This window comes from Photorhabdus sp. S10-54 (genome assembly GCF_963878145.1).
In the GTDB taxonomy this organism is placed as follows: domain Bacteria; phylum Pseudomonadota; class Gammaproteobacteria; order Enterobacterales; family Enterobacteriaceae; genus Photorhabdus; species Photorhabdus kayaii.
The window spans coordinates 68089-81202 of sequence record NZ_CAWNXG010000015.1 but is presented as its reverse complement, the minus strand read 5'-3'; the positions used below and the strand labels follow the sequence as shown (position 1 = coordinate 81202).

Here is a 13114-nt window from a genome sequence, read left to right as displayed (position 1 = left end):
AGTCGTCCTGATGCCCGGTAACTATTTGTTTGTACCGGGCATTATTTTATAAATCATCGTTTCAAATCATTTTCGTCAGTGTCTGTCTGAGAGTCACCAGAGAAACCGGTTTAGACAAACAATCATCCATTCCTGCATCAATACAGCGTTGTTTTTCTTCTGCCAGTGCATTTGCCGTAATACCAATAATCGGCAGCTTACACCCATCATTCCGTAAATACATTGTTAACGCATAACCATCCATATTGGGCATATTGACATCCGTCAGAACAATATCAATCCCCCCGTTCTTCAAATATTCCAACGCATCTAATCCATCATTTGCCACCGCTGTTTGAAAACCAATGGATTTCAACTGATCGGCCAATAAACGGCGGTTGATAGGATGATCATCTACCACCAGAACCACAATAGTATTAAACCGGGTGTTTGCCTGAAAAACAGGTGCGGCGGTATTCAATACCACATTATGATTCGGCGAAATCAGCCGCTCAATCATTACCGACAAATCATGTAAATGGTAAGTGTTATGTAACCAATAGTTTTCTCTGATTTGTTCCGGTGAGCCAATATAGTCCGTCGATAATTCAATATAAGCGTATACAGGGGAAATAACCGCATCAGGAAAATCGCTGATAACAATTTCACTACCCTCTGTGTTTTGCTCACTGTATAAAACAGTGTGTAAACCATGATGAACCAGAAAACGCTGTAAAAACTCCTCCAGATAAAGATTACGTATAGCCAAGATGATTTTTCGCTGATACTCATTTATTAACTGAGTTTTTGGCCTATATTTCGCACCATATAAAGGTAAACGAATAGAAAACATACTTCCTACCTGTGGTTGTGAAATGACTTCAATATCACCATCCATCAGATTGATCAGTTTTTCACAAATCGCCAGACCAAGCCCTGTTCCCTGAGATGAACTTTCCGTATTTGGCATAATCTGAAAAAATGGATCAAACAACTGAATAAGCGCTTTATCAGAGATACCGACGCCAGTGTCCTTTATTCTGACGTATAAGTAATCTCTATCAACTGTCACATGGATAATCACACATCCGGTATCAGTGAATTTAATCGCATTATTTAATAGATTAGATATAACTTGTTGTAATCGAACCGGATCATTGCAGATATAATCTGGAACATCCGGTTCAATATAGCAATACAAGGTCAACGGCTTTTTCACTACTAGTGGTAAATAGTTAGAAATAACATGAGAGATAACTTCCTGACAGGAAAATTCTCTAGACTCAATTTTAAGCTGTTTAGATTCAATCTTTGAAAAGTCGAGAATATCACTGATGATTTTTAGCAACAGCGCTGAGGAGTTGTTCATCGTTGATAACAAACGGACAGATTCAGCAGGCAATGAATGTGCTTGTAATAACTCCAGGTTGCCAATAATACCGTAAAGCGGCGTTCTCAACTCGTGACTGACGGTAGCCAAAAACATAGATTTAGAATAGTTAGCCTGTTCTGATGCCAACGCCATTTCCTGTAATGATTTTTCCATCCGCACACGGACACTAATATCAACCAAGACACAAATTGCCACCTCTTCATTCCTGTAGCGGGAATGAACAAAACTGATTTGCAAATGATGATGATTACTGGTTACAACATCAACATAACTGCTGGTTCTGTCACAAATAATATGAATAATCCGTTCCCGATCTTCGTGCGTTAGCATTCTCAAATAATTATGTGCCAACTCATTACTCAGAATACTACTGCCATCACTGACCCGCAATATACTGATCCCAACCGGCGCTGAAGCCACAATTTTATGATTAAATTGCTCATGCTCTTCCAGGCGAATGGCATTCTCTTCAGCCGGAACAAACATTTTCCGTTCAAACAGATACACCAAGATAATGATGACAAAGGCAGATAATACATTAAGCACAAAACTGCTAATAATCTGTAGCTTAAAACCTTCAAAAATAGTTTTCAGTGGCAGTGCATAAATGATACTGAATGAAGATGGCATTAACCGACGTTTTAACAGTAAATCAGTAAAATTATCATCATAGCCAAAATAAGGCGCTTCCAACTGATAATCAGCATAATGAAGTTTATAGTCATCATTTACTGGATAATGCAACACCGGTTGATTACTGCGATTCAATAACGTTATTGAAACTGGGCGGTCTTGTCTCTGAATAAAAGAGTCCAATCTGATGAATTGTTCAATGCCTATCATAGCAACCATCTCACCATTGACATATACCGGAGCCAACACGTAGAGATGGCCGCTATCAGATCTTGCACCCGGTATAACCCAATAAATATTTCGTTCTTTACCTTGCTCTTTCAGGCTGATAAGCCTACGTGAATTTTCATAAACTATTTTTTTCAACGTATCGGGTTCAGTCGTGGTATTACGGATAGAAAAATTCACCATACACATACTTTGTGTGCCCACCAGAAAAACCTGATTCAACCCTTGAGGCGCAGCAAGATTATCTTTCCAATAGAAGATAAGGTTATTCAACGAATTTAAATAACTATGAGTATTGTTGCGAAAAGTACGACAGTCAGCGCTTTGGTTCAAAGGATGGTAAGAAAACGCCGGGCTATTATGTGGAAAATCAAAAATAGCATTTTTTCCATTAGAATTCAGTAAATGCTTCTCTGTCATATATTGGATATCCCGCAGAACACTTGCTGTATGACGCACATAAGAGAGTGTGGAATCATAATTAGCATTGTATTCTTGCCGAATATCCGACTTGACTTCATTAAAGATATTAACCAGGTAAAAAGCTGTTAATAAAGCGCCTAACGCCCACAACATTAAGCCAAGCACCCGGAAAAGATAACGGGATATTTTCAGCGATGTACGAAAAGAAGAAAGATATCTCAAAAGGTTACCTGATAAAAACCAGCATCATTCAACGTCATTAATGACAAGATATACCAGAACTTAAAGATTAAAAAGGCCCATCTGTTGCATATTTCGATATTAAAAAAACAGGTACCGAAGTACCTGTTTCTTAAATCAAGTGAAAAACTATCCTCACTTAAACCGGATCAACTGACCCGCTGCTGTTAGCATCAGGTAAATCGGTGCTATCACTTTTCACTTCTTCCCCTTCTACTGCCAGCCCATCTTCATCATCGTCATCATCTTCGGGCTCAGCAACCCGCTGTAAGCCGACAACTTTCTCATCTTCAGCGGTACGAATAAGTGTTACGCCTTGAGTATTCCGGCCAACAACACTGACTTCCGACACCCTTGTTCGTACTAATGTGCCAGCATCCGTAATCATCATTATTTGATCGGTTGGTTCAACCTGAATTGCCCCGATCACATTACCATTACGTTCGCTGACTTTAATCGAGATAACCCCCTGTGTTGCACGGGATTTAATTGGATACTCGTTTTCAGCGGTACGTTTACCATAACCGTTTTCAGTGACCGTTAGAATTTCTCCTTCTCCACGCGGGATAATCAGAGAAACAACTTTATCTTTACCATTTAGTTTAATACCCCGTACACCGGTAGCGGTACGCCCCATTGAACGAACCGCTTCCTCTTCAAAACGAACAACTTTCCCTTCCGCGGAGAACAACATAACTTCGTTATTACCGTCAGTCAGGTCAACGCCGATCAGCTCATCACCTTCATTGAGATTAACGGCGAGAATACCCGCACTGCGCGGACGGCTGAAATCTTGCAACGCGGTTTTCTTCACGGTCCCACTGGCAGTAGCCATAAAGACATACAGCCCTTCTTCATATTCACGCACCGGCAGAATCGCCGTAATTCTCTCATTTTGCTCTAACGGCAACAGGTTAACAATCGGACGACCGCGTGCGCCACGACTAGCCTCCGGTAATTGATAAACCTTCATCCAGTACAGGCGGCCACGGCTGGAGAAGCAGAGGATCGTATCGTGAGTATTGGCAACCAACAACTTGTCAATAAAATCTTCTTCTTTAATACGCGCTGCGGATTTACCTTTACCACCACGGCGCTGCGCTTCATAGTCAGACAATGGTTGATATTTGACATACCCTTGATGTGACAAGGTGACAACAACATCTTCCTGATTAATCAAATCTTCAATATTGATATCAGCCGTATTTTCCGTGATTTCAGTACGGCGAGCATCACTGTATTGCGCCTTAATTGCCAACAACTCTTCACGGATCACTTCCATCAAACGCTCAGGATTTTCTAGAATGAATAGCAACTCGCCGATTAATGTCAGCAATTCACGATATTCATCCAGCAGTTTTTCATGCTCCAAGCCGGTCAGTTTCTGCAAACGCAGATCCAGAATGGCTTGAGCCTGTTGTTCGGTCAGATAATATTTACCGTCATGCACACCATATTGTGGTTCCAGCCATTCAGGGCGGGCGGCATCATCACCGGCACGTTCCAACATGGCAGCAACACTACCTAATTCCCACGGCTTAGCAACCAATGCAGCTTTTGCCTCGGCTGGTGTCGGAGCAAGACGGATAAGTTCGATGATAGGATCAATATTCGCCAGTGCCACGGCCAATGCTTCAAGAATATGGGCACGTTCACGGGCTTTACGTAATTCAAAGATGGTACGACGAGTGACCACTTCACGGCGGTGGCATACGAAGGCCGAAATAATATCTTTCAGATTCAGCAGCTTCGGCTGCCCCTGATGCAGGGCCACCATGTTGATACCAAAAGAAACCTGGAGTTGAGTCAAAGAATAGAGGTTATTCAGAACCACTTCCCCCACCGCATCCCGTTTCACTTCAATCACAATCCGCATGCCGTCTTTATCAGATTCGTCACGAAGTGCACTAACCCCTTCGATGCGTTTTTCTTTCACCAATTCGGCAATTTTTTCAATCAGACGGGCTTTATTGACCTGATAAGGAATCTCGTGCACTAAAATAGTTTCACGACCATTCTTCTCATCCACTTCAATTTCCGCACGGGCACGGATATAAATTTTACCGCGACCAGTACGATAAGCCTCCTGAATACCGCGACGACCATTAATAATCGCAGCAGTAGGGAAATCTGGGCCAGGAATATACTGCATCAGCCCTTCAATGCTGATATTTTCATCTTCAATATAAGCCAGACAACCATCAATAACTTCGGACAAGTTATGAGGAGGAATGTTAGTTGCCATACCCACTGCGATACCGGAAGAACCGTTGATCAGCAGGTTTGGTACTTTCGTTGGCATCACTTCCGGGATCTGTTCTGTACCATCATAGTTCGGCACAAAATCGACAGTCTCTTTTTCCAGATCCGCTAACAGTTCATGGGCAACTTTCGCCATACGCACTTCGGTGTAACGCATAGCGGCGGCTGAGTCACCATCAACTGACCCAAAGTTACCCTGACCATCAACCAACATATAGCGCAAGGAAAATGGCTGAGCCATACGAACAATCGTGTCGTAGACTGCACTATCCCCATGTGGGTGGTACTTACCGATGACGTCCCCGACAACACGGGCAGACTTTTTGTAGGGTTTATTCCAATCATTTCCCAGTACACTCATGGCATAAAGTACGCGACGGTGTACCGGCTTTAGTCCGTCTCGAACATCTGGTAGTGCGCGCCCGACAATAACAGACATCGCATAATCCAAATACGAGCTTTTCAGCTCTTCTTCGATATTGACCGGGGTGATTTCTCTGGCAATGTCGCTCATGGAGCCCACTATCCCTCATACATTCCGAATTCAAAGGTTTAGAACTATACCACACCCCAACAGTTTTATAAAAATCAGATACGGGTATTTAAAAATTAAGCCGTGTATACTATCTCAGAACTGAGTGAATCCGCCTGTTTAAAGAAAGTTTAAGGAGCAACAACCGCTGATGAACATCAAAACCCCTTCCACCCCAAACAATGTTGATCAACAGGAAATAGAAAAATTTGAAGCGATTGCTTCTCGCTGGTGGGATTTGGAAGGTGAATTTCAGCCACTGCACCGGATTAACCCACTACGCCTGAATTATATTTTGCAGCGTTCTGGCGGCATTTTCGGTAAAAAAGTGTTAGATGTGGGCTGTGGCGGCGGTATTTTGTCAGAAAGTATGGCCCGTGAAGGGGCTGATGTGACCGGGCTGGATATGGGTACGGAACCACTTCAAGTTGCCAGACTACACGCCCTTGAAACAGGTATCTCCGTGACCTATGTACAGGAAACAGTAGAAAGCCACGCCGAAAAATATCCACAAGCTTATGATATCGTCACCTGTATGGAAATGCTGGAGCATGTCCCAGATCCACAATCGGTCGTTCAGGCTTGTGCTCAGTTAGTGAAACCCGGCGGACACGTCTTTTTCTCTACCATTAACCGCAACAAAAAAGCCTGGCTTATGGCAATAATCGGCGCGGAATACATTCTAAAAATGGTACCGAAGGGAACTCATGATGCGAAAAAATTTATCCGGCCATCAGAATTGATAGGCTGGATTGACAGAACACCCCTACGGGAAAAGCATATTATCGGCCTGCATTACAACCCGTTAACAGATAAATTTAGCCTTGGTCACAATGTAGACGTCAATTATATGTTACACACCCAGTATGTCTGACATGTTTATCTGACAGATTAATAAAGCGGCAAATAAATCACATTTTCAGGAATTTTTTTACCCATTTTTGCCGATGTTTCTGTCAGAGCAACCGCTAGTAATGATGCAGGCTTCCGGCTTTTTAATAAATTTTAGTCCTCAAGTTATCCACAAGAATCCGCATTTTTGTGCACTTGATAAAAGCTGCTTTTAACATTATCTTGTTGTCATTATTTAGTGTACCCCCTACATATTGTGTTCCTTAACATTCCATTACCACTACTCTCTCGTGGGTTTCTTCGCCACTGAGAGGGTTATGTTTTGGTCTAAGTCAAAGACACAAAGCAGGTGGGAGCGAATCTGAAAGTAAATGTAAGGTATGCCTGTCCATGAACCATAGTCTGCTAGTAACAAAGCGTGATGGCCACAAAGAACGAATTGACCTTGATAAAATCCACCGGGTTGTTAACTGGGCAGCCGATGGACTGAAAAATGTCTCGGTATCACAAGTAGAACTGCGTTCTCAAATCCAATTTTACGATGGCATCAAAACCTCAGATATTCATGAGACGATGATCAAAGCTTCCGCTGATCTTATCTCCGGTGATGCACCTGACTATCAGTATCTGGCCGCCCGCTTGGCAATTTTCAACCTGCGTAAAAAAGCTTACGGTCAATTCGAGCCACCCGCACTCTATGACCATGTATCCCGTATGGTGAAAATGGGCAAATATGGCAAGCACTTGCTTACAGACTACTCGAAAGAAGAATTCGAGCAAATGAACGAATTTATTGACCATTGGCGTGATATGAACTTTTCTTACGCGGCGGTCAAACAGCTTGAAGGTAAATACCTGGTTCAGAATCGCGTTACCGGTGAAATTTATGAAAGTGCCCAATTCCTCTATATTCTGGTCGCGGCTTGCCTATTCTCCGGTTATCCGAAAGAGACACGTCTGGACTATATTCGCCGTTTTTACGACGCAACTTCCACATTTAAGATTTCTCTGCCTACCCCGATCATGGCAGGTGTACGCACCCCGACTCGTCAATTCAGCTCCTGTGTGTTGATTGAATGTGATGATAGCCTAGATTCCATTAATGCGACTTCCAGCGCGATTGTAAAATATGTTTCTCAACGTGCTGGTATTGGTATCAATGCAGGCCGTATTCGTGCACTGGGAAGCCCAATCCGTAATGGTGAAGCCTTCCATACCGGCTGTATTCCTTTTTATAAACATTTCCAGACCGCGGTCAAATCCTGCTCTCAGGGGGGCGTTCGTGGCGGCGCTGCGACACTGTTCTATCCATTATGGCATCTGGAAGTTGAAAGCCTGCTGGTACTGAAAAACAACCGTGGCGTTGAAGGAAACCGTGTTCGTCACATGGACTATGGCGTACAACTTAACAAACTGATGTACGAGCGCCTGATCAAAGGTGAAGAGATTACCCTGTTCAGTCCATCCGATGTTCCAGGGCTATATAATGCATTCTTTGCCGATCAGGATGAATTTGAGCGCTTGTACACCAAATATGAGCAGGACAGTAATATCCGCCAGCAACGTCTGAAAGCGGTTGATCTCTTCTCCCTGATGATGCAAGAGCGTGCTTCTACCGGCCGTATCTATATTCAGAACGTAGATCACTGCAACACCCACAGCCCATTTGATCCTTTAGTCGCCCCGGTGCGCCAATCAAACCTGTGTCTGGAAATTGCACTGCCAACCAAGCCATTGAATGATATCAATGATAAAAATGGTGAAATCGCACTGTGTACCTTGTCCGCATTCAACTTGGGGGTAATTGAAAATCTTGATGAGCTGGAAGAACTGGCTACTCTGGCGGTCCGTGCCCTTGATGCCCTGCTTGATTATCAGGACTACCCTATCCTTGCCGCCAAACAAGGGGCAATGGGTCGCCGTACATTAGGCATTGGTGTCATCAACTATGCTTACTATCTGGCGAAACACGGTGTACGTTACTCAGATGGCAGCGCTAACAACCTGACTCACAAAACATTTGAAGCTATCCAGTATTACCTGTTGAAAGCCTCTAATGAACTGGCGAAAGAACAAGGCGCTTGCCCGTGGTTTAAAGAAACCACCTATTCTAAAGGTATCCTACCTATCGATACCTATAAAAAAGCGCTGGATACATTGACCAATGAACCGCTGCACTATGACTGGGAAGCATTGCGCAACGATATCAAACAATATGGTCTGCGCAATTCCACATTATCTTCTTTGATGCCGTCAGAGACCTCTTCCCAGATCTCTAACGCCACCAACGGCATTGAACCACCTCGTGGTTATATCAGCATCAAAGCATCAAAAGATGGCATTTTGCGCCAGGTTGTGCCGGAATATGAGCGTCTGAAAAGCGCTTACGAACTCTTGTGGCAAATGCCGGGCAATGATGGCTACTTGCAGTTGGTTGGTATCATGCAGAAATTTATCGATCAATCGATCTCTGCCAATACCAACTACGATCCAACACATTTCCCGAGTGGAAAAGTGCCGATGAATCAACTGCTGAAAGATTTGCTGCTCGCTTACAAATATGGTGTGAAAACACTGTATTACCACAATACCCGTGATGGTGCGGAAGACATTCAGGATGACCTGGAAGAAGTCGTGGAATCTGCTGATTCCGATTGTGAAGGCGGCGCGTGTAAGATTTAATTTGAGGAAGTTATGGCCTATACCACTTTTTCACAAGTCAAAAACGATCAGTTACAGGAACCAATGTTTTTTGGTCAGCCAGTAAACGTAGCCCGTTATGACCAACAAAAGTATCCGATTTTCGAGAAATTGATCGAAAAACAGCTCTCTTTCTTCTGGCGCCCGGAAGAAGTCGATGTGTCTCGCGATCGCATTGATTACAATGCGCTGCCGGACCATGAAAAGCATATTTTTATCAGTAACTTAAAATATCAAACGCTGCTGGACTCTATTCAGGGCCGCAGCCCGAACGTGGCTTTTCTGCCCTTGATCTCCATCCCTGAGCTGGAAACCTGGGTTGAAACTTGGTCTTTTTCTGAAACGATTCATTCACGTTCTTACACTCACATCATCAGGAATATCGTTAACGATCCGGCGGTTGTGTTTGATGATATCGTCACCAACGAAGAGATTCTGAAACGGGCGAAAGATATTTCCGCTTATTACGATGATCTGATTGAGATGACTAATCACTACCAACTATTTGGTGAAGGAACACATCAGATTGCCGGTAAAACCATCACGGTAAGTCTGCGTGAACTGAAAAAGCAACTGTATCTGTGCCTGATGAGCGTTAACGCGCTGGAAGCGATCCGCTTCTACGTCAGCTTTGCCTGTTCATTTGCCTTTGCTGAACGCGAATTGATGGAAGGTAACGCGAAAATCATCAAATTGATCGCTCGCGACGAAGCACTACATCTGACCGGCACACAACATATGCTGAATCTGTTGCGCTCCGGTCAGGACGACCCGGAAATGGCAGAAATTGCCAAAGAGTGTGAACAACAGTGCTATGACCTGTTCGTTCAAGCGGCGGAACAAGAAAAAGAGTGGGCAGATTACCTGTTCAGCGAAGGTTCCATGATTGGCTTGAACAAAGATATTCTGTGTCAATATGTTGAGTACATTACTAACATCCGCATGCAGGCTGTCGGGCTGAAGCTGCCATTTGAAACGCGTTCTAACCCGATTCCGTGGATTAACGCCTGGCTGGTGTCTGATAACGTTCAAGTCGCGCCGCAAGAAGTTGAAGTCAGCTCATATCTGGTTGGTCAGATTGATGCTGAAGTTAACCCTGACGACCTGAGTGATTTTGAACTCTGATGACAAGCTATAAAGTAACCCTGCATGGTATGCAGGGTTATCATATCTACAGCTCTCCCAAGCTACATAACAGTCTGCTAGAGGCACTGGAACAAGGTAGAGTTCAAGCTGAATACCAGTGCCGCGAAGGTTATTGCGGTTCCTGCCGTGTCAAATTGATAAAAGGCAAAGTCGGCTATCGACGCAAACCTCTGGCTTTTGTTAATGAAGGCGAGATCTTACCCTGCTGCTGTCATCCACTTAGTGATATTGAGATTGAGCTTTAGTAATTAAAATTGGTCTTCTTGGTGGGCAGATAATAGTGATTATTTGCTCATTATTACACGCACCAAGAACGTAAGCCCATAAGTAATAACAACTATGTTATTAGCCCTTCCAAGGGTTAATAACAGTAAGCCCGGCAGCTTCAAAGGGTGATGTGTCACGGGTTGCAACAATCAGCCCATTCGCCTCTGCAATAGCCGCAATATACCCGTCAGCCTTCCCAATGGCTTTCCCCTCGCTCTTCGCTCGCGCCATAATATCGGCATAAGCTTCCGAAGCGGCCGCATCGAATGGCAAGATACGGCCGGTAAATAAAGGGACAACACTCCGCTCCAGGTTTCTATGCAGGGTATCTTTGCGCTTACCATTGGACAGCGCTGCAACCCCAAAGCGCAGCTCAGCCAAGCTGATCGCGGACAGGTAAAGCGTCTCGACATTCTGTGCATCTATCCAGGCAACCACAGCGGGGTGGCCGCTGAGCCACAGCGGCTCGGAAATCACGTTCGTATCTAGCAGTATCATTCAAAACTCATCGGCTCGGCAGGTGTCTTATCACGCTCGATCTCAAGATCGACGCCCCCCGCCTCGCGGCCGATTTTTGCCAGCAAGGAACCCAGCTTGATGCGCCCCGCCGGTTGTACGGCGTTTTCCAGAATAAACCGGATTTCAGCCTCAGCACTACGACCGTGTGTGGCTGCACGTACCCGCAAAGCACGATGCACTTCGTCCGGTACATTTCTGACAGTAATGGATGGCATAGATTCATTTCCTCATTTAGCATGCATTGCAAGCAATATATATTACTGCAATCATGACTGCAAGCATGTGGGATAGAGCGAGAGTTAATTGCATTCAATCAAAGTCCATTAGCCATTAGCAAAGAGTTGAAAAGAAATCAGCACGCAAAAGAATATTATTCGAATAACAGAGATTTAAGCGTTTTCTTGCCATTACTTTATGAAGCAAATCATAAAAAATAATACGATAGAAAAATGGATAAAACGGTTAATGTGGTAGGGTTTAAGCCCTGAAAAAGCTTAATTATCGGAAAAAACATAAAGGAGTATCTTTATATCATCAAGATATTTACTGACTGATTTATCCCCTTCATCTTTTAAGTTGCTACTTTGTTGGTTGCTTTCACTTGCCACCATGCTGTAATTTGAAATCTAATTGGGCATAGATGTGAACCCACATGTCACTTTGGTATAATAGATTATAAGAAATACGATGAAGATGATATTAACTCACTTGATTCAAAAGTAAGAAACATGTTATATAATCATATATTGGAACGAAAAAAATGGGATAAATCAGAATGTTACTATAATCTCCATCAAGATTTTATTAGGAAAGAATTTAATATAAACATATTGAGAAAATAAGATGCAAAAAACAATAAAATGGGGCATTATTGGTTGTGGTGATGTTACTGAAGTAAAAATCGGCCCTGCTTTTTATAAATTAGATAACTCTGAATTGGTTGCAGTAATGCGACGCAATGCTAATTTAGCCGAGGACTTTGCCAAGAGGCATAATGTGCCTAAATGGTATTCTGATGCTAATTCACTTATTAATGACAAAGACATTGATGCAGTATATATTGCAACACCACCCTCTACACATAAAGAATATACCATTTTAGCGGCTGAAGCTGGTAAAGCAATATATGTAGAAAAACCTATGGCATTAACATTTGAAGAATGTAATGAAATGATCGCTACCTGCCAGTCTCAAAATGTCCCTTTATTTGTAGCTTATTATAGGAGAGCATTGCCAAGATTCTTAAAGATCAAAGAATTAATTGAGTCAGGTGCTATAGGAACACCAAGAATTGTAAGTTGTATACTTTACAGAGAGATAGAGCAATGTTACCAAGATCCTCATCATTTACCTTGGGTCGTTAATCCAGAAATTTCCGGTGGTGGATTATTTGTTGATTTAGCATGCCATACTCTTGATATATTAGACTTTCTTTTAGGGAAGATTATTTCTGTCAAAGGACATGCAAATTCTCAAGGGAATGCTTATCCTGCGGAAGATTGCGTATCAATGTCATTTATGTTTGAAAATAATATTCAAGGTGTGGGTATCTGGAATTTTGCATCGAACTCTAGAGGAGATAATGTTGAAATAATTGGTACTAAAGGAAAAATATCTTTCTCCACATTTGGAAATTCGGCCATTTCATATTATGACGAAAATAGTAAATTACGCCAATTTAATATTGACAATCCAAAACATATAGAAATGCCATTAATTAATACTATCATTAATGAATTGCAAGGAAAGGGATTTTGCCCATCAACAGGAGAATCAGGCTCACGAACCAGTTGGGTAATAGACCAAGTATTAAAAGAGTATAGAATGAAGAATTATTGACAATATAAAAATGAATAAATCTGTTTTTATGGGGAAATAAAAAATAAATATATATGAGCTCATTAAAAATATCGGAAGTTAATAAATGACCTAAAAGCCTT

At 42.7% G+C, this 13114-nt stretch carries 9 protein-coding genes; 5 read left to right on the top strand and 4 right to left on the bottom strand.

What is annotated here, in order from left to right:
- Window positions 1-61 precede the first annotated feature (61 nt).
- Together rcsC and gyrA are read right to left on the bottom strand one after the other, a co-directional pair.
- A complete protein-coding gene (rcsC, locus tag AACQ83_RS10675; RefSeq protein ID WP_112877546.1) occupies window positions 62-2878 on the bottom strand; it encodes a two-component system sensor histidine kinase RcsC in 2817 nt (938 codons plus the stop codon).
- Window positions 2879-3035: 157 nt separating this feature from the next.
- A complete protein-coding gene (gyrA, locus tag AACQ83_RS10670) occupies window positions 3036-5672 on the bottom strand; it encodes a DNA topoisomerase (ATP-hydrolyzing) subunit A (protein ID WP_112877548.1) in 2637 nt (878 codons plus the stop codon).
- A gap of 169 nt (window positions 5673-5841) precedes the next feature.
- On the opposite strand from gyrA, the gene ubiG reads away from it, so the two are divergent.
- The 4 genes from ubiG to yfaE all read left to right on the top strand — a co-directional run bounded on the left by ubiG (window position 5842) and on the right by yfaE (window position 10633).
- Entirely contained in the window at window positions 5842-6564 is a 723-nt protein-coding gene (ubiG, locus tag AACQ83_RS10665) for a bifunctional 2-polyprenyl-6-hydroxyphenol methylase/3-demethylubiquinol 3-O-methyltransferase UbiG (protein ID WP_112877549.1), read from the top strand.
- Between the two features lie 368 nt (window positions 6565-6932).
- The gene (gene nrdA, locus AACQ83_RS10660) at window positions 6933-9224 is read left to right on the top strand and encodes a class 1a ribonucleoside-diphosphate reductase subunit alpha (RefSeq protein WP_112877551.1); all 2292 of its coding nucleotides are present in this window, start codon (window positions 6933-6935) and stop codon (window positions 9222-9224) included.
- A gap of 12 nt (window positions 9225-9236) precedes the next feature.
- Window positions 9237-10367 (top strand): class Ia ribonucleoside-diphosphate reductase subunit beta, encoded by a 1131-nt coding sequence (nrdB, locus tag AACQ83_RS10655; protein WP_036781046.1) that lies wholly within the window; start codon window positions 9237-9239, stop codon window positions 10365-10367.
- A complete protein-coding gene (gene yfaE, locus AACQ83_RS10650) occupies window positions 10367-10633 on the top strand; it encodes a class I ribonucleotide reductase maintenance protein YfaE (RefSeq protein WP_036811868.1) in 267 nt (88 codons plus the stop codon). The genes nrdB and yfaE overlap by 1 nt, the downstream gene beginning before the upstream one ends.
- Before the next feature lie 100 nt (window positions 10634-10733).
- Here yfaE and AACQ83_RS10645 read toward each other — a convergent pair whose 3' ends face one another.
- Window positions 10734-11153, bottom strand: coding sequence for a type II toxin-antitoxin system VapC family toxin (locus tag AACQ83_RS10645; protein ID WP_112877553.1), 420 nt, complete (start codon window positions 11151-11153; stop codon window positions 10734-10736).
- Window positions 11150-11389 (bottom strand): FitA-like ribbon-helix-helix domain-containing protein, encoded by a 240-nt coding sequence (locus AACQ83_RS10640; RefSeq protein WP_036848206.1) that lies wholly within the window; start codon window positions 11387-11389, stop codon window positions 11150-11152. The genes AACQ83_RS10645 and AACQ83_RS10640 overlap by 4 nt, the downstream gene beginning before the upstream one ends.
- A gap of 628 nt (window positions 11390-12017) precedes the next feature.
- Between AACQ83_RS10640 and AACQ83_RS10635 the strand changes: the two genes are divergently transcribed.
- A complete protein-coding gene (locus AACQ83_RS10635; RefSeq protein WP_112877555.1) occupies window positions 12018-13013 on the top strand; it encodes a Gfo/Idh/MocA family protein in 996 nt (331 codons plus the stop codon).
- Window positions 13014-13114 lie beyond the last annotated feature (101 nt).